Raw genomic sequence first — 19,603 nt, 5'->3', positions numbered from 1 at the left:
CTTTTATAATTTCTGTTGAAAAAAAATATGTCGAAGATATTATCAGCCTTTCATGTAAAGATTACAATCAATATTAAGGGGGGGGGAGTGAAGAATAATGCTTAAGGATGCGGATAATAAATTGAAGCGTAATCTTCAAAATCGCCACATTCAGATGATTGCTTTGGGTGGCGTTATAGGGACGGGGCTTTTTTATGGATCAACAGAGGCAATTCAATTGGCTGGTCCTTCGGCTATTCTAGCTTATCTTTTCGGGGGACTTATTATTTATTTCATTATGCGAATGCTTGGTGAAATGTCTGTAGAAGAACCAACATCGGGTGCTTTTAGTTTTTTTGCTTATAAATATTGGGGGAGTTTAGCAGGTTTCATAACAGGTTGGAATTATTGGTTTCTTTATATCCTCGTCAGTATGACTGAACTTACAGTGATTGGATTTTATCTAGATCATTGGATTTTGATTGATCATTGGAAGTCATCCTTTATTGTACTTTTGTTTGTCACACTCGTTAATTTATCGAATGTTCGTTTTTATGGAGAATTTGAATTTGGTTGTGCTTTAATCAAAGTTACTGCTGTTATTGGTATGATTATTTTTGGGATTTTTCTCATTGTTTCTGGAATAGGGGAAAATCAAGCGAGTATCCGTTATCTTTGGGATCATGGCGGTTTTTTTCCTTATGGAGCTATAGGGGTTGTTTTGGCGACTTCTGTCGTGATGTTTTCTTTTGGTGGGACCGAACTTATTGGGATTGCTGCTGGAGAAGCATCTAATCCACAAAAAACAATACCGGCGGCTATTCGTCAAGTTATGTGGAGAATTATAATTTTTTATATTGGTTCTATCAGCGTTATTATGATAATCAGCCCGTGGGATATGATTGGCAAAAATGGTAGTCCTTTTGTGACAATTTTTGAAACTGTAGGCATTCCCGCTGCGGGTCATATTTTGAATTTTGTGGTTATTATGGCGGCTATTTCTGTTTACAATAGTGGCATTTATTCGAATGGTCGTATGCTTTATAGTTTAGCGATACAAAAAAATGCACCACATATTTTCAGTAAACTGAATGCTGCTCGTGTTCCTTATGTTACTATCCTTTTTTCATCATTGTGTACGGCAATAATCATTGTTATTAATGCTCTCGTTCCTGATAATAGTTTTATGCGAATTATGGCTCTTGCAACTGCTGCGGCGCTTATTACGTGGGCTATTATTGTTATTGTTCATTTAAAATTTCGAAAGGCGCATAAGAGTAGAAAAGGAAACTTTATTTATGCGTTTGGTTTATATCCTTACGCGAACTATCTTTGCTTATGCTTTCTTGTTTTATTATTTTGTATAATGCTTATAAGTGGTTTTGGGAAAAATGGATTAATGGCTAGACTTTTGGATATGGTAGGAATAAGAATACCTTTTCTTGAAACATATATTCCTGTACAGATGCCTGATATGAGTTTGGCAGTTATTATTATTCCTCTATGGTACTTATTTTTACTTTTAGGCTATAAGCTTAAGCGATAACAATAGAAGATGATAATAAAGGGTTTGATTGGAATAAACCTTGGGAGTTATAAAATTTGATAAGGTGACGCAAGTCTTTGGTGAGTTGTGTGTTTTAAAGAATATTACTGTACAACTTACCGAAAGACGCATTGCCATTATTGGTGCGAATGGTTCTGGAAAAAGTACATTTGTGCGTCTTATCAATGGGCTCCAATTACCATCTCATGGTTTTGTAAGTGTTGATGGGCTTGATACAAAGCGCGATGCAAAGGCGGTAAAGCGTAAAGTAGGATTTGTTTTTCAAAATCCTGATAATCAAATTGTTTTACCCTTAGTGGAAGAAGATTTATCTTTTGGTCTTAAAAATTTGAAGCTTAGTAAAGATGAAATTAAGAAGCGTGTAGATGAAATTTTACAGCGCTATGAACTTCAAGATTTCAGAAATCACGTTGTTCATTTATTAAGTGGTGGGCAAAAACAACTCGTTGCTATTTCCAGTGTCATTGCAATGAAACCAGATTACATTATTTTTGATGAGCCAACAACATTACTTGATTTGCGAAATAAGCATCGTGTTACGCAAGTGATAGAAGAATTACCACAAACGGCAATAGTTGTATCGCATGATTTGGAGTTTTTGAAAAAGTTTGATAGAGTACTGGTTTTTGATAAGGGGGAAATAGCAATTGATGATGTACCTTTTGTTGCTATTAAGGAATATATAAGAAGAATGTCATGATCGGTTTATATATTCCAAGGGATACGTTTATTCATAGGTTAAGTCCTGGAGTTAAGCTATTATTTCTTACGGTATGTGGAACTTTTATAATAATGGTTTCATCTATACCATTTCTTGGACTCTTTTTATTATTTGTTGCCTTATTCTATAGAGTTGCCAAGGTTCCTTGTAGCACTGTGATAAAGCAGTTTAAATCGATGGGATTGCTTTTAGTTCTTCTATTTGTATTTCAAACTATTTTTAGTGGTTGGCTTACGGGAGTTGAGGTCATATTACGTCTTGTTATTCTCTTTTCTTTATCATCCCTTGTTTCATTCACAACAAAAGTTTCAGATATGGTGGATGCAATTGAAGCAGGGCTTCAGCCCTTTCGTTGTTTGGGTATAAATCCGTCAAAAGTGAGTATGGTTATCTCTATGGCGGTCAGGTTTATTCCTCTTTTGAGTGAAAAGTTTAATGAAGTCTATGAAGCACAGCAAGCACGGGGACTGAATACGAACATCGTTGCTCTTGCAATACCTTTAATTATACGAACTATAAGAATGGCTTCAGAAGTAGCTGAAGCATTGGAAGCACGTTCTTATGATGCCGATAATATTGATACAGTATCTCATCAATAATGCAAGTTTTTGATAGTGAAAGAAGAATCAAATGAATACAAAAGATTTAGTCTATATTGCTTTATTCGCTGCTATTTATGCTGTTTTAAGCCTTTTCCCTCCTGTTTATCTTCCTTTTCTTCTAGGAGTACCTATTACAGCTCAGTCGATGGGACCAATGTTAGCAGGATCTATACTTGGGTCCAAAAGGGGAGCTCTCGCATCACTTCTTTTTCTTGTTCTTGTTGCGATTGGATTGCCTCTATTGCCTGGTGGTCGTGGTGGAATTAGCGTTTTTTCAGGGGTTACGAGTGGTTATCTCATCAGTTTTCCCTTTGCTGCATTTTTCATTGGCTTGCTGGTTGAGTTATTTTGGAAACGATTAAATTTTATCCTCTTATTCTTAATCAATACTGTCGGTGGTATAGGCGTTGTTTATGCTTTTGGCATTCCATGGACAGCCTATATGATACAAGTGTCTTTGCTGACAGTTTTAATAAGTTCATTAGGCTTTTTAATTGGTGGTTTTTTGAAAGTGCTCATTGCATCATTTATAGCACTTACCATTAAAAAAACTGTCCCTCTCATTCATTCTAGGAAAGAGTAGTTCTGATTCTTAAATGGGGTTATGCCCCTCACGTAAAACAGAATGCTATTGCGTTGTCAATTCAGGAGCTTGCTTTAAAGAAACATCTCTCAAGATACTTAAGCCCATTTCGCCACGGCGACCAAAAAGCAAGTAAAATAAAATAGTTATGTCTAATATAAGGGAATAGGTGAATCTTGATTCTATTACGTTTTTTTTCCTCTATCCCTAACTTTTTTGGAGCTTTTTTATAGCTTCAAGAGCTAATCTTTTACGATCTGCGCTCTTTGTGTAAAGAGATGCCATAGCATCATTTGTCCAGCCAAAGAGTGCTTTCAGTTGTGATACTGTTGCCCCAGAATTAGCTGCGCGTGTTGCTGCTAATTTTCTTAAACCATGGGCTGATTTTTTAATGCCTGCTGTATAACAAGCCTCTCTAAATGCATCGCCAAAACTTTCTTTGACGAGTTTTTTATTAGTTTTACTACAGATGAATGTTTCATCACCAATAGGACCAATTTTAAGGGTTTCGGCTAATTCAGGCAAAATCGGAAGAAAAACATCTGTTTGAAATTTGCTTTTTTCTGTTTTGAGATGAATAATATTATCTTTTACATCTTTCCAACCAATGCGAACGGCATCACCACGACGCAAACCCGTATATAAAAGAACATCAATCCAGACACGTTCATGGGTACCATGATGCCATTTTTGATAATACTTTTCGACATCTTCTTCTGTCCAAACAGCAAACCCATCTTTGTTGTTAAGGACTGGTCTTTTAATGCCTAAAGCTGGATTATTTTCTAAAAGATCTTGGTCAATCGCCCAATTAAAAAGTCCATTAAGGGCTTTCAGAAAGCTTATAGCCATTGCTGGCGTTTCTTTACGTCGTTCAACACCGGCTATGATATGTTTCTTTTCAATTGCTTGGTATGGAACGTTGCCTATTGTATCGCACACCTTCATAAGAATGTATTCTTTTTGTTTCTTTGTCGTATTAGAGTAACTATGCCAATTAGAGCTGTTTAAATACTGCTTAAGCAGCCATGCAAACGAACCTTCAGTAAGTTTACCGGTTTTGGATTTAGGAAGTATAAGCCCTTGCAATTCGGCAAGTGCGCTTTTGTATTTATCAACAAACTCTTGTGTTCCATAGGTTCCGCGGATTCTAATGCGTTTTCCATGACCAATGCGTACATACCATATAATTCTACCATGACGTGTGACTTCTTTGACAAGATGAGGAGGGCGTGGTTTAGGCATGGTATTTTACATCTTAGAGAGCGCGGTTTCGTAATATTCATTGGTGGAGAAATCTAAAAGTTTGTCTGGGTGTGTTGTTGAGTTTGGTATTGGGATATCGGATTTAAGATAGATAAGCAGTTCACCGGTTGGCTTTATTTCTATGAGTTCACACCCTTGCTTTTTTGCTTCTCTTAAAGCGCGTGCAATAGCTGGTTGCGTTATGGTAGCAGGACGAGGCGCCATTCTTTTCTCCTTACATTTAAGATGCAATTCACTCGTATCGTGAATCACGAATTGATTGAAAATTGTTAGGAAAGGGTGGAGATAGAGGTGTTATAGAACACCTTCAGTTTAAAAAATTGCAAGTTATGTGTTAGATATGCTTAATTTCATATTTCCAATTTGTTAGTTGTGTAATAGCCGTCGTAATTTCTCCCCTATGACACATGCACACATCAGATTCAAAACAAGTAATAGCAACACGTTTTTTATCTAAAAAAATCTGGTATAATTTTTCTATTGCATGAAGATTATCCTTAAGAGTTGTATTTTGATAATCTTCAAAAAGATGTTCATAATCTTCTCGTGTTTTCAGATTGCGTCTTTTTTCAGAGGCAATTCCAAGTTCAGGCAAGTGTATATATTCAATGCCAATGTTGCTTACAGCTTTCTCTAATTGCCTTTTTGAAAAACCATGTTTTCTACTTATTGGATTTTTACGAACATTACACAAAGTTTTAACATTGTTTTCTATGAGGCAATTCAGATAATGGTCTAGTGATTTTCCTTCATAACCAATGGTAAAAAAACAAGGCTTCTCATCTTTGGTATTACACATGTTTAATTTCCTTATGCAAATGGGTGGGAGCTAGGGAATATGCGAGAACAAAGCCCCCCAAAAGTTCAGGCGGCTTTTGTTGAGATTCTTTGTATCTCTCGTTCTATTTCTGCTAAAAAGCTTTCAACCGCTTGATTAATCTCTTCAATTTTCTTTTCATCACGGTGGATACGTTTGATTTTCATACGAAAGAGAGATGAATCGCCCGTAAAACGTGGGTCATAACTGATAAAATCACACCATTTGCGCCCCGTACAAGCCATTTGAAACTGCATTTGTGCGAGATATTCTGGTTTGATTTCGTTATCGATAATGAACCGCATATGATTAGTCGATCTAGGACATTTGATTTCGATTAACCCATCTTCATCAATCAGACCATCAGGGCTAGCCCCCGCCATTTTTATTGTGGGGTGTTGAATAAAGCCGCACCTTGTGACTTCAGTATCATAAATGAATGCATATTCTCTCAAGGCATCTTCTTCATGTTCAATTCCCCATCTCATATCTTGTATAAAATATATAACGTATTATACATAAAAAATTAATAAAGTCAATATGTTATGTGCAATTATTTTATATGAATCCACTTAAGAATCCATCCTTTTATACGTGATTCATTTGACCATTTTTTATAAAAGATTGCCATGTATGAATAGAGCATAAAAAGCAAATCATAAAGAGGCTTAAGAGGTAAAAACAACTTCAAACCGTCCTTCAAACGTTTTAACTTTTTCCGAACTCACAACAATCTTGATATCATTTCCCAATTTTGCCAAACACTCAAGCATTTTCATTTCACTTATCCCTCGAAATTCTCCACTTAAAAGTTTAGACAATTTTGGTTGCGTCATTTTTAAAAGTTGACTAGCTTGCTTTTGTGTTAAGTTTTTTTCTTTAAGAATTTGACTAATCTTATGTGCAAGTTGCGCTTTAATTAGCATCTCTCTAGAATCTGAAAAGCCAAGATCCGCATAGACATTGGAAGTACCGTGAAAAACATTGACCATTTTAATTTCCTTCTAATTGTTCTGCTAACTTGAGACGTTCTTTAATCAAGTTGATATCTGGTTTTGGTGTTGCAATGCCATGGGTCGATTTTTTTTGGAAACAATGCAACACATAAAGAGACTTTTTATATTGTACCGTATAAACAGCACGATAAGTTCCTTGAATATCACGTTCGATAATTTCTAGAACATTGGCAGATCCAAATCCCTTGAGAACCTTAACATTTTCTCCTTTATCTCCTATCTGAGCAAGATAAAGAGTATAACCAATCCTTTGTTGAATAAGATCTGAAAAACTTTTTATATCTTTTCGTGAAGATCCAAGCCATATGATACGTTTTATTTTACTCATAATTATTAATATATCCATATGGATATAATTTCAAGTGCTTATTTAATAATATGAAAATTAGGAATGCTTTATTCTAAAATAATGAGTTCGAATTTAAGCTGGTTAATTTGCAAAGAAATTAGGTTTTAATGAAAAGTGAAAATACGCTTATAAGAACCTCTTTAAGGGAATGTTTAAACGTTTGAAACATAAAATGAGATGATTATAAGAAACGCTTAAAACCTCTTTTATAACAGCTATAACTTAGTTATCATTTTCTCTTAAGAACGTCTTATTTACGAAAAAACAAAAATCTAGATTTCACAGCAGAGCAAATCTTAAAACTTAGGTTCTAAAAAGCGTTTGTTTATTTGTCTTATGAAAAGCTACTTTTAAAAACCAACGCGCGTAAATGTAAAAATGGGTTTTGTTATAGACATTTCACTTAATACATATTTGCTTTTGATTGTCTTAATAAACCTACAAAGCATTTTAATACGTTTTTATTTTAGAATGTCAGTTATTTGAATTCACTCAACTCAATTTTGAGCTTAGTATTTTAAAACGTTTTAAAGAAGCATTTTGATCATGTGCTTTATTTCAAATGAATCTCTTTAAAGAAAAGGGCATTTTATTGATACGTTTGATAGTCATAACAAGCGTTTATAGTTTTTCTCATTCAAATGAATGCTATCAAGATGATACCCATCATTTATGTTCCTTTTGATAAGTTTTCATAAAAACAAGAAAACGCTTGCAATATAATACATTTTGTATATAGGCATGCATTACTCCATTGTGGGTGATTAATTTTAATCATTAGAATCAAAATTAGAAAGCCGCGTCATATTAATGGCACGGCTTTCTTTTTGAATTCTCTCTTTTATGATACGTTTTAAACAATGCTTATAATGCATTTATAGCCATAAAGAAGGCACTCACATACTATTATTTGTTTTATTTCTCAATCTTTACAACCTCATCGCTTTTATAGACCTCATAATTATCGGGAACCAATTTTATCTTACTTTGTGTATCTATTTTTGCTCTTCCATAGGCACGACCCCAAACCTTGACATAACCAGAGATTTTCGCATTGCCATAAACAGAGCCATAAACCGCGGCACGACCACTCACTATAGCATTGCCATAGACCTTGCCATAAATCTTTGCAAAGCCTTTGATAGCAGCTTGTCCATAAATTTTTGCACTGCTGTAAATACAAGCAGACCCAGAAACCTTTGAATGATCATAGATCCTTGCATGATCATAAACAAAAGCATCATGAGAAACGCGCGCATGATTATAAATATGGGAATTGCTATAAACACGGGCGCAACCACTCACATGAGCTTTGCCATAAACATTCCCTGCGACATGAGCACTGTCATAGACACAAGCATGGTCATAAATTTTTGCATATCGAGTGATTACAGCCTTGCCATAAACCTCAGCATTGCCATAGACACGCCCCCGCACATGAGAAAGATGCCTTACTTTTGCATGATCAGTAACATGAGCATAGCCATAAACAAGAGCCTCATCATAAACCCAGCAATTACCATCATGAGAGAGGTTATCTTCCTTTTCAATAAAGCCACCTAAAGAGCCGGCTTTAACATCAGCAAAGTCTCTTAAAGCACGTATACGATGTAAAATAATCCCATCAAAAGTGAAACTTTCATTAGTAAATTCATATTTTTTAGATACAATTGTACTGGTCATAGGTAACTCCTAATCTAATATTCGATAAATTTTTAAATGAAATGTTTAAAGAGGGGCGCCCCCGCACCACCGCTGCTTTTATTTACGCTGCTTTGTTTTCAATAATCTTTACAAGGTGATCGTTTTCATAAACCTCACAATTTATGGGAACCGAACATAAACCGCTATGTCTTTTTATTCTTGCATTGCCATAGACCTTGCCTCTAATCACGATATAATCAGAGATTTTCGCATTCCCATAAACAGAGCCGTAAACATCAGTATGAGACCCCACGCTAGCATTGCCATAAACCTTGCCATATATTTTTGCAGCGCCACTTACAACAGCATGATCATAAACCACGGCATTGCTATGAATACGTGCACTTCCTGACAATTTTGCATTCCCATAAACCCTTGCATATTGATAAACCCAAGCGTTATAAGAAAGATGCGCATTGTCATAAACATGAGCATTTGCATAAACGCGGGCGCGGTCACAAACATGCGCATTGCCATAAACAAAGCCCATGATAATAGCGTTATTAGAAACTTTTGCATTTTCATAAATATAGGCAGTATTTAAAACAAGAGCTTTATCATATACCCAGCAATTGCCATCATGAGAAAGGTTACTTTCATTTGCAATAAAGCCACCTAAATCCCCAGCCTTAACATCAGCAAAGTCTCTTAATGCTTTAATGCGATAAAGAGTTTGATTATTTAATACACGTGTCTCATTTGTGAGTGCAAACTTTTTTTGCATAGCACAATTCCTTTATAAAGAAGATTCAATTTTTAAAATGAAAGAATTTGGTTAGAAAGCAGGCGCCCCCGCCGCGCCCGTGCTTTATTTAAGCAGCGTCACTTTCATATGCGCTGTCATCATCATAGCTATAATCATCATAATATTCATGACGATAATAATCATCTTTACTACCAAATCTTGGAATTGCCTCATCATGAATTTGATCATCAGAAGTTAAAGAGGCAGCGCTATGAACACAAGAAGAACCTGATACATAAGAACCACAAACCACGGCATCATCAATAACATAAGAATAATCACATATATAAGCACCATCACTTATTTTTGCATTGCCACCGACATGAGCATTATCACAAACAACAGACATATCAGAAATATGCGCATGCCCACTTACACGGGCGTTATCATAAATTTTAACATTTCCTTCAATTATAACGGCATTTTCAATATGAGCATTGCCATAAACCTCACAATAATCATTTATTGCCATGCCTTGAAAAATAGCATTGCCATAAATTTTAGCATTGCCATAAACATCGACAAAAAAGCTTTTTACTTTAGCATTCTCAAAAACCCTAGCATTTTGGAAAACGCGTGCTTTATCATAAACCCAGCAATTGCCATCATGAGAGAGATTATCTTCACTTTCAATATACCCCCCGAGGTCGCCTTTTTTGACATCATCAAAATCTCTTAAAGCTCTAATTCGCTTTAAGAAATGACCATCTATATATTCACAATCATCAATAAATTCGTATTTTTTGCAGGCTCTTGTTTGTTAATAGAAGCGGTTTCATTTGAAATGTTAGAAATAACGGGGGTGTTTTTTGATATATTTGTCATAATTAAAACCTTAACGTAAAATTGTTTGTTATTGACACTCTTAACAAGCATCGGGTGCTAACAAACACGGCGTTAAGTCCGTTGCTTACACTTTTCCCATAAGGGTATTGTATGGTGTAAGCACACCCGACAGAGTCATTATATGCTAATTAACACATAAAAAACAGCCAGTATTTTAAAAGCATAAGAGAGGTTGTTTCGTAACCTATCCGCTTAACGAAAGTGTTTGTTAATCACTTGATTATTTATATAACAAAATACGTATTTATTGTCAAATAATATTTTATATTTTTTGATATTTTTTATGATTTTTTTAAATGCATTGTGTATAAATATTTATCATATGATTATGAATTGCTTCTTTTTTATTATATGCTTTTAAAGCTATATTATGTGCTTTCTTAAACAATTGCGTTATTTTTTGAATCTATACATTTATAATATTTATAAACGCTCTCATCATGCGTATTTTTAACTTTATAACCTATCTTGTTTTTTACTAAATGGTTTTAAAGATTTCTGTTAATTTCTTTTTATAACACATTTGCAACTTAACAGCCTTTTATAGGGATTGTCTTTATAATCATGCTTTCATTTGCATTGTGATTATGAAAATGCATTATGATTATGAAACCCTGCTTTTTTCACGCGTGCTTTATAGCTGTTATAATCTTTATAGCCACCGCATCATTTTTCATTTTCATAAGAGAGATTATAAATAGGATAATTGTGATTTATAGCTTGTTATGAAAACATCTAAAGAGAGATTGTTAATTATAGAGATGAGCAAAATCCCTTTTAATAGACTTTTGTCAGTGCTGTCAGTCTTGTCAGTTCTTTTTAGCCCCCCCTTTCTATATATTTTTTAATCAAAAATAAAAGTTATTATATTTCAATATCTTAATTTTTATTAAGTTTAAAAATAACAACCTATAGTGATATTATAAAGCTATAAATACAACTCATAATATATTTTGAAGGTGTTTTGAGAGTGTTAGGAACCTTCAAAACCTATAAGCAAAATGAATATATGTAACTCTCTTTAAACAAAGCTTTTGAAAAGGATAAAGCTATCACTTTAGATTACGGTATAATCTCTTAAAGGTAATCCAAAAGAAGCGTATTCTATTTAAGAGTGGATTTCTTCAAAGTCTTAAAGCAATACAAATAAGGGTGTTTAAAAGTGCAAATGATTTCTTTTTAGAAGAACACATATAAACACTCCTTTTAAGATTGTATCTAATCAACTTAATAAAAGAGGTATAGATTATGATTATAAGACTCTATACCCCTTATAAGATAGCATACCCATTATATGAGCATACCTTAATAAGCTTATTCAGTTTCTTTAAGTTCTAATTTTGGTAGTTTTTTCACGATTTTCATTGTCTCTAAACTTACGGTAATAACCTTTTGAAACAATTCTAGAGGGTAAGCAGGGTTGCCAATGGTCTCAACAGCATAGCGATTGGCATCATTCACAATACCACTTTTTTTATCAGTCTTTACACATTGACGCCCCATAACCCATTCAAGAGCAGGTCTACCATTGACGATATAGTTATAAGCCTCTAGAGGGATATCTGTCATAATGATATTGCTATTATAAATAACCGTTGTTTTATCCTTTTCCTTACTATTCTTAACTTTTGCGAATTTCATTTCTGTAACGTAGTAAAATTCTTCTGGATTAGGAATATCAGTTAATTTTGGATTGCCTTTTTTAAATGTGACTGGATAAGGTTCTACAGTTTCATAATTGACGTGCAAATGACCCAATTCACGTCCTGCTGTAACAAATTTCCAAAAATCATCAGCAGTTTTTACACAAGGGATACGAGGCAATTCTTTAGAGAGATTATCAGCATAACGGGTACGATAATCTTCCGAATGCAAAATCCCATAAACATAATAGAATAGATCATCTTTAGTAATTTTTTCATTCGGATAAGTAGCTTTAAAATGGTCTAGTCCTTCATCAGTAATGGCATCACGCCTCTGTAAACCAGTATTTTTGCTTTTCTCTATAGAATTCGTAAATAAATAAGACTGATTATTATCTTTTAAGGCTGTAACATCTTCATAAATATATAGTGGAAAGCATTGGCTAGTATCTATTGCATGAAAATCAGGTACTTTCTTAATCATGATGACAGAAAAGTCTTTTGTTGCTCCTGTACTTGTAAGTTGTATCACCTTATTATCAACCGCTTGCCCTATTGGGAATATACGCGGCATTTGATAAATTGCTTCATTAAAGGTATGATTATAATAGAGCCATTGTTGTGTAAAAGGGCGATATGAACTTTGCATAAGGCATGTATCTTCAAAGTCAAAAACCTTTCCTCTAATTAATTGCTGTTTAATACTAAAACTCCAACTAATTTTTTTCACATCTGAATTTACGAAATCATTTACAACTTTTACACGTGATTTACGTTCAGCATGTGCATAAGTATCATTAAAACGCTCCACTTCACTATTATAAAAAGTGATCATAGATTTCATATTTTTCGCTAAAGCTTCACGGCTTGAGTTATAAACCCATGCATCGCGACTTGTTACAATACCACAAGAAAAAGTATCAAAAAGCTTTTTATTACCAACCTTTTTATCACCTAACACTAAAAATGATTTGAAACTTTCATCACGTTGATTGATCCAATCACCGTGCTTATCTGGTGTAATTATTTTCCAACCTTGTTCACTCCGTGTGATGCCATCAATGCTTCCAAGGGATTCAATTATCGTAAGTTTTTCTTCTCTTTTAAGATAATCTCCAATATCACGGAAATATATCTTGCCACGTTGTTCAGATTCTGGATTTTTTACAAGAATGGAAATAGCTATAGGGGCTCGAGATCCCTCACCAAAAATTCCCCCACTTTCTTTTTTACGCTGCTCTCCAGACGTTCGTGCATTCCCCCGTAAATGGAAAATATAAAGGCTGCTAAATTCCTCAACGAGGCATTTTCGTAAGCCAGCCATAGCGTTTGCATCTACAAAACTTGCATTTGTAACAAAACCAATAACACCACGGTCTTTTATACGGTCACTTGCCCAGCGGATAGCACGGATATAACTATCATACAGATTTCTTTTTAGTGTTGCTTGAGATCTTGATGCATATGTATTACGAATTCTTGTATCAAGTGCAATATAGGTTATATTAGCATTATTATCATTTTCACTTTTTTGTCCTATGGAATAAGGAGGGTTACCAAAAATAACTTTGATATCCAGTTTCTTTTGATGTTCTAAATATTCACTGTTTTCTTTGAGTATACCTTCCATAAGATCTTTCTCTTCAAGCATTCGAAACGTATCGGTTAAACCAATATGCTTGAATGGGATATAATCACCTTTCATAAGACTATGATAGGTCGATTCAATGTTAATCGCGGCTATGTAATAGGCGAGCAAGACAATCTCATTAGCATGAATATCATGACGGAACTTATATTCCATATCTTCTGGTTTGATGAGATTTGATTGTAACAACCGTGTGATAAAGGTTCCAGTACCTGTAAAAGGGTCGAGAATAGAAACACCCCGTGATCCTAGACTTTTACCAAATTCATTGCGTAAAACATCATCAACAGAGTGAATGATAAAATCCACAACCTCAACGGGGGTATAAACAATCCCAAGCCTATCCGTGGTTTTCTTAAATGCCTTGGTAAAAAAATCTTCATAAAGCTTGATAATAAGGTTCTGTCTTGCTTGGGGGGTTGTAATTCCAGAGGCACGGAATTTTACGCTGTCATAAAACTCTTGTAATTCTTTAGAGACTTGCTTGATATTGGTTTTATCCAATTCAGCTAAAATCTTTTCCATCGCTTGTGAAATGGCATTGTTTTGCACAAATTCATTTCCATCAAACAAGGCCTCAAACACGGGACGCGTTACAAGATGTTGTCCTAACATCTCTAGAGCTTCTTCTTGTTTGATGTCGCTGTTTAAGTTGTTTTTTAGTTCTTTATGAAAGCTCTCAAAAGCATGATAGGCTTCACTGGTTTCATCGGATAGGATATCTTTAAGATGATTGATATAATTTTGCGCAATCTCAGCAACATTGCCAGCCCAGATGCCCCAATAATCCGCAAGGGTAAATTTCTTAGCCAGAAGAGTTTTAAGGGCATTAGGAAACTCTTTATAAAAGGGTAATCTTCCTGTTACGCTATGAATGTATTTTTGTGGTTCATAGGCTGCTTTTCCAATATCAAGACCCGTGCTTTCTGGTTTCTCATAAACATGGAGTTTATCTTCAACCGTCGTCATACTCTTTAAGGCAGCAATCTCTAAAGTATGACTAACATCTTGACCTAAAATCATCTGGTTAAGGGTTACTTCAAAGTTCTCATCATGGGAAAGCAACGCATTGATCACTTGCCAGACAACACTGTATCTCTTGTTGTATTTTAAAACCTCTTCAGCAGAAACCCCAGCAGGTACCCCAACGGGTAAAATGATATAACCTCTCTTCTTGCCCTTGGAACGACGCATGATACGCCCCACCGCCTGTATCACATCCACTTGGCTTTTGCGCGGGTGTAAAAACATAATCGCATCAAGAGCAGGAACATCAACACCTTCAGACAAACAACGCACATTGGTCAACACACGACACGTATGCTCCCCCGCATCTTCCTTTAACCAATCAAGAGCTTCGTTACGTTTCTTGGCACTTTGTGTTCCATCAATATGCGCAAAGGTACACTGAAGAGGCGGCGTTTCTTTATAGAGCTTATGAAGATTAGACAATTCTTTCTGGATTTCTTGAGAGTTAAATGTATCACGGATACGTTCAGAGGTCTTAATATCTTTACAAAAAGCCAAAGCCCGCCGCATAGGCTTGGGGTCATCACTCAAATCAACTTTCAAATCTATTTTACTCAGAGCTTGATAACAGCCTATAATCTTAGTCTTATCATCAAGGATAAGTTCATAATTCTCATCGGTCATCAGATGTTGAATGGATTCACTGATTTCCCCCTCATCAACACCCAAGATAATAATCTTATAAGGAACTAAGAGTTCATTCTGGACGGCTTTTGAGAATGTATAGGTGTAAAGCTCTTTTCCATAAAGCGCTTCATCATCCATAGACGCCAGAATGCCATTCATTTCATGAGCTTGTTTTTTAGCATTGTCAGCAAAGATCTTAGGCGTTGCTGTCATATATAGACGTTTTTTGCCGCCAATGATGCTGTTATCATGAACCTTGATAAATTCAGATTCATGCTTGTCTGTTCCCAATGAAGCACCCGTCGTACGGTGTGCTTCATCACAAATAATCAGATCAAATTCTGGTAATCCATATTCCTTTTGCGCATCGGAAATCACTTGAATGGAATGATAGGTTGAAAAGATGACGGTCATTGCCTCTGCGAAGCTTTCACAAGCTTCTTTGGCAAGGGCTTTTGCATCTGTTGTAGCAGGAAGAACAAGATCTGATGTTTCCATGCCAACAAGATCATCTTGGTTTTTACGACGCTTTCCTACTTTTGTATCCGAACACACCGCAAAAGAACGCAAGGGGATTTCTGTATCAATGGTCCATTCACGGATTGTTTGTGAGACTAAAGCAAGAGAAGGCACTAGAAACAAAACACGCTTGCCTTTTCCCGCTATGGTCTCTGCTATTTTTAGGCTTGTGAACGTCTTCCCCGTACCACATGCCATAATTAGCTTGCCACGGTCTGCTTCTTCTAAACCTTCACAGACTTTCTTGATGGCTTCTTTCTGATGGGGACGAGGTTCTTTTGTAACTTTCAGAACAACTTTTTGTTTTGTTGCAAATATTTGCCAATCTATACGACTGTTTTCCATATGACGAAGGTCAATGCGATAAACGGGTATCGCTTGTCCTTTAATCATGGCATTCACATTGTCACTTAATTCACTTTCAGTGCTATCAACGAGAAGGCGATATTTAAAGATGTCTTTTCCAGAGGCTGCGATAAAGCTATCAATATCCTTTTTACTGATCTGATGGTCAGCTTTATAAAACTTACATTGAATAGCCACATAGCCTTCTTGATTGCGAAGTTTTGCAACCAGATCAATGCCGATATCATTTTTATTCCAATCTTTACGCTCTTTAGCCCATTCAAAATAGCTTTCAACCTTTTCATAGCGTCCATAATGGATAGGGTCATGCATAAGATATTTGCTAACAAAATCTTCAAAAATTTTTCCCTTTTTAGCATTTGAAGTTGCTTGATCGCGATACTCTTCCAACAGAGAGCGTAGAGTGACGTGTTTATTATCAGACTTAACAGATTGCAGCATATTAAAACAGAGCTCCATTTTGGCATGAGAGGGTTAATTCTTTTCAAAAAAATCGAAATGAAGCTTATTAAATCCATTTTGGACGAATTGAGAAAAAAATGTAGAAAAGTGCGCAAAAACGGATAAATTTTTTCAAAAGAGTTTTTAAAAGGATACTTATCAACAGCCTATGAGAAAGATCAGATCAGCAAAGTAGTGAAATTTGCTATTCATTTGATGTGTTAATCAAGACAAATGCACTATGGGCGCTTAAAATATCATAATGATTATTTTGATAAGTTTTATACAAACTTTACAGAGAGGTTTTGAAGGTTCCTAACACTCTCAAAATACCTTCAAAATATATTATGGGTTGTATCTATAGTTTTATAATATCACTATAGGTTGTTATTTTTAAACTTAATAAAAAATAACGTTTTGAAATATAATAACTTTTATTTTTGATTAAAAAATATATAGAAAGGGGGGCTAAAAAGAACTGACAAGACTGACAGCACTGACAAAACTCTTTTTACAAAGTCATTCAGATCATTTTTTTTGGAAAAAAATTACTTAATGAGAATGCTATAAAAAGAGTTTTGTGTGATTGTTTTAAAAACTTCAAAAGAGGTGTTATTGTTTTATGCTGTTGTTTTTGACCAAAGGATGCCATTCATAATAGGCGCTAGGGTGTCCACTTGTCTGATGTGTTATAAACTTTTTTCGCAGGTGATTAGAACGACATAAAAGCTCTAAAGCTTGCTTCACAGCTTCTTTATCTTTTAAAGAACTCCAACATCGTCTATAGATATCCCTTGCCGTAAAAACATCGGGTAAACAATCACAGCGTTCGACAATCAATTTTGCACGCTCTGCTGTTAATGTATCCCCCGCTGCGTAAAGACGTTTCGCATGACTTATCAGATATTTTTCCCAACGCAACGCTGTTGTGATAGCATAGAGACCAATTTCAAAACCACCACTGTCAAGAAGTTCAAAAATCAACGCAAGGCTTGCTATAGTCTTTGGCATTTTTAAAACATGCGATTGTAAGCTTTCTGAGAAACGATCACTTTTTGCCTCTCTATGAAGATTTTCTAGCCATTCATAAAATTTCTCTTGTGCTTTTGGCATAAAACGCATGATCAGCGGATGTTCTGGAGAACCTAGTCGTTTATCACGAAAAGAACGAAACACCCCTTCATACTTTTGCTAACCCTCTTGATTGGGAGGTCTATCAACCAATTGCCAATCTTTTGTCTCATCGGGCCACACCAGCATTTGAAACCGTTGTAATAAACCGTCATCGTTTATTCCACGGTGCATGGCTTGAATGATGGGAATAATTCGTGAAGGTTGAATGCCTCCAATCATTGATAAAGTTACATGGGGAATAAAAATGGTTCCACGCTCGATACGGTCATAGGTAAATTGATCATCTCCATTAAAAGCTGTTAAATAGAAAGAACGGTCTGTTTGATATTCCTTTCTCTCCAAATCGGCTAAAAACCCAGATAATTCATCACGGACCATTAAGAGACCACGGGGGTTTTCTTTTAACAATTCCCCAAGCTTTTCGACCGTCACATCATTGACAATAAAACGCGAGACATCATCATCATCATGAGCACTGTCTTTAGAGAGCGTTTCAAACAACAGAGCACGGGCTATTTCACACTCACCTTTTTTAAGCGCTTTATTGGCTTGTCTTTCTTTTTCTCTTTTGTCTAAACTTTCTAATCTCTCTTCAATTTCTTGCCTTTCTTTCTGCTTTAACCACTCTTTATACCATTCCTTTTGAAGGCGCGTGATAGGGGCTAAAGCGGCTTTCATGGCTGGTGTTTTATATGTTGACGATTGACCAATAAGAGCCCCCCAGAGATTAGGAACAATTGTCCAATCATCATGCTGTTTTGGAGCAATCCGCACGCCATTACCAATCACAGCAGACAAACCACAGAGCGCAGAGACAGCAATAAAATCTATTGGAGCCTGTTGACGCTCTGAAACGTTATAAATATAGTCCATGAATGGCATTGGGAGTTGTAATGGATTAAAAGGTTCAACGGGTAAGAGAGCCGTAGCAATTGGTTTTAATTCCCCCCAACCATTTTGTTGCAAGGCTTGTTTATAAGGAATGGCTTTTAAACAAGCATTATCGTTTAAAGAGGCATTATCGTTATCATTGACGGGGGTATTCTTCTCTAAAACATTTTTATTATCTTGTTTCATATTACGTACCTTGAATAATAGAGAAAATCGTTAAAATCGGTTCCTTTTGGAGCTTGCATGATAAAGACCTCAAAGCCTTGGCTATAAGCACGATTTGCTAGGGTAAAACCTGCTTTACGACCCGCATCATCCCCATCCATTGCAATTGTCAGACGCCCTTTTATCGGGGGTAAATTCACACGCATCATGCCACTGGTGGAAAGAGACGACCATAAATTCACGGGTTCTGATAATAAACCAGACAGCAGAGACAGACCCGTTTCAATACCTTCACAAATAACCAGATGTTTTGGATTGCCTTGATTTAAATGCACAGCACCGCCCATGACAGAACCCAACATGGCTTTGGCTGGTTTCTGATCTGTTTTGCAGCCATTGGCTTTTAAAAAGGTCCTATGAATGGCAAAGGAACCAGCCCCCTTAACAAGAGCTACCAACGCGGGCAATGTCATTCCTAATGGGTGAGGGCATTTGTCGTGAAATCGTAAATAAGGAAATAATTCACACGTAATACCCCGCATGCGTAAATAGGTTTCTGCTAAAGTATTTTTGATCGGTTGACTTTGTTTCCAAATCTTTTTTGCTCGTTTGAAATCAGCACAAAACTGTTTTGAGAAAGAAAGCGTATGATCATAAGCTTTATCCCAAAAGGCTTGTTTTCCAAGCAAGCCAATTCTTCTAAGCGCTTGTATGATCTCTCTAAAAGAGCAGCCAGCATAACAAGTGAGTAAGAGACGCCCATCAAGTCCATTGGTAATGGATAAGCTAGGCAGCCTATCATCATGAGCAGGGCAACGGGCAAGTCCATAACGCCCATACCAAACCCCATGCAAGGCACGTGTGATGCCCCAAGCATTCGTAAAAGAAAACATATTTTTGATCCTATAATGATTGCATCATAGGACGGACTCTGCTATCGATAAT

Annotated in this window: 13 protein-coding genes and 3 pseudogenes; 4 read left to right on the top strand and 12 right to left on the bottom strand. The window is 35.7% G+C overall.

All coding sequences use genetic code 11. The annotated features are described in order from the left end of the window. Window positions 1-97 precede the first annotated feature (97 nt). Genes NNJ85_RS02555 through NNJ85_RS02540 form a run of 4 tightly spaced genes read left to right on the top strand, consistent with a single transcriptional unit; the run spans window position 98 to window position 3,452 of the window. Window positions 98-1,525 (top strand): amino acid permease, encoded by a 1,428-nt coding sequence (locus NNJ85_RS02555; RefSeq protein ID WP_254473297.1) that lies wholly within the window; start codon window positions 98-100, stop codon window positions 1,523-1,525. Between the two features lie 40 nt (window positions 1,526-1,565). Then, the gene (locus tag NNJ85_RS02550; protein ID WP_254473295.1) at window positions 1,566-2,246 is read left to right on the top strand and encodes an energy-coupling factor ABC transporter ATP-binding protein; all 681 of its coding nucleotides are present in this window, start codon (window positions 1,566-1,568) and stop codon (window positions 2,244-2,246) included. Beyond that, complete coding sequence (locus tag NNJ85_RS02545) at window positions 2,243-2,866, top strand: energy-coupling factor transporter transmembrane protein EcfT (protein ID WP_254473292.1); 624 nt, start codon at window positions 2,243-2,245, stop codon at window positions 2,864-2,866. The genes NNJ85_RS02550 and NNJ85_RS02545 overlap by 4 nt, the downstream gene beginning before the upstream one ends. 31 nt (window positions 2,867-2,897) lie before the next feature. Next, window positions 2,898-3,452: a biotin transporter BioY gene (locus NNJ85_RS02540; protein ID WP_254473290.1), complete on the top strand. Its 555-nt coding sequence runs from the start codon at window positions 2,898-2,900 to the stop codon at window positions 3,450-3,452. Window positions 3,453-3,659: 207 nt separating this feature from the next. Here NNJ85_RS02540 and NNJ85_RS02535 read toward each other — a convergent pair whose 3' ends face one another. The 12 genes and pseudogenes from NNJ85_RS02535 to NNJ85_RS02480 all read right to left on the bottom strand — a co-directional run bounded on the left by NNJ85_RS02535 (window position 3,660) and on the right by NNJ85_RS02480 (window position 19,551). Next, complete coding sequence (locus NNJ85_RS02535; RefSeq protein WP_254472631.1) at window positions 3,660-4,697, bottom strand: tyrosine-type recombinase/integrase; 1,038 nt, start codon at window positions 4,695-4,697, stop codon at window positions 3,660-3,662. Window positions 4,698-4,703: 6 nt separating this feature from the next. Continuing rightward, on the bottom strand, window positions 4,704-4,922 hold the full coding sequence (locus NNJ85_RS02530) for a hypothetical protein (RefSeq protein WP_254472629.1): 219 nt from the start codon (window positions 4,920-4,922) through the stop codon (window positions 4,704-4,706). 130 nt (window positions 4,923-5,052) lie between these two features. Continuing rightward, a complete protein-coding gene (locus NNJ85_RS02525) occupies window positions 5,053-5,517 on the bottom strand; it encodes a DUF488 family protein (protein WP_254473289.1) in 465 nt (154 codons plus the stop codon). 65 nt (window positions 5,518-5,582) lie between these two features. Next, a pseudogene (locus NNJ85_RS02520) lies at window positions 5,583-6,038 on the bottom strand (lambda exonuclease family protein); the annotation flags it as partial. A 165-nt stretch (window positions 6,039-6,203) separates the two neighbouring features. Next, window positions 6,204-6,527 carry a helix-turn-helix domain-containing protein gene (locus tag NNJ85_RS02515; RefSeq protein WP_254473287.1) on the bottom strand — a complete coding sequence of 108 codons (324 nt, stop codon included), beginning with the start codon at window positions 6,525-6,527 and terminating at the stop codon, window positions 6,204-6,206. Window position 6,528: 1 nt separating this feature from the next. Beyond that, a complete protein-coding gene (locus tag NNJ85_RS02510) occupies window positions 6,529-6,879 on the bottom strand; it encodes a type II toxin-antitoxin system RelE/ParE family toxin (RefSeq protein WP_254473285.1) in 351 nt (116 codons plus the stop codon). A gap of 936 nt (window positions 6,880-7,815) precedes the next feature. Continuing rightward, on the bottom strand, window positions 7,816-8,583 hold the full coding sequence (locus NNJ85_RS02505) for a hypothetical protein (protein WP_254473283.1): 768 nt from the start codon (window positions 8,581-8,583) through the stop codon (window positions 7,816-7,818). Between the two features lie 82 nt (window positions 8,584-8,665). Then, entirely contained in the window at window positions 8,666-9,328 is a 663-nt protein-coding gene (locus tag NNJ85_RS02500) for a hypothetical protein (RefSeq protein ID WP_254473281.1), read from the bottom strand. 88 nt (window positions 9,329-9,416) lie between these two features. Continuing rightward, a pseudogene (locus NNJ85_RS02495) lies at window positions 9,417-10,174 on the bottom strand (hypothetical protein). 1,335 nt (window positions 10,175-11,509) lie between these two features. Next, window positions 11,510-16,468, bottom strand: coding sequence for a type ISP restriction/modification enzyme (locus NNJ85_RS02490; RefSeq protein ID WP_254473279.1), 4,959 nt, complete (start codon window positions 16,466-16,468; stop codon window positions 11,510-11,512). Between the two features lie 612 nt (window positions 16,469-17,080). Continuing rightward, window positions 17,081-18,679 (bottom strand): annotated as a pseudogene (locus NNJ85_RS02485) (YfjI family protein). Next, the gene (locus NNJ85_RS02480) at window positions 18,676-19,551 is read right to left on the bottom strand and encodes a toprim domain-containing protein (RefSeq protein WP_254473277.1); all 876 of its coding nucleotides are present in this window, start codon (window positions 19,549-19,551) and stop codon (window positions 18,676-18,678) included. The pseudogene NNJ85_RS02485 and the gene NNJ85_RS02480 overlap by 4 nt, the downstream one beginning before the upstream one ends. Window positions 19,552-19,603 lie beyond the last annotated feature (52 nt).

Origin of the sequence: Bartonella sp. B1098, assembly GCF_944896145.1 — a bacterium.
In the GTDB taxonomy this organism is placed as follows: Bacteria; Pseudomonadota; Alphaproteobacteria; order Rhizobiales; family Rhizobiaceae; genus Bartonella.
Note: the sequence above shows the minus strand (reverse complement) of the source record. Positions and strands in the feature narration are given on the sequence as shown.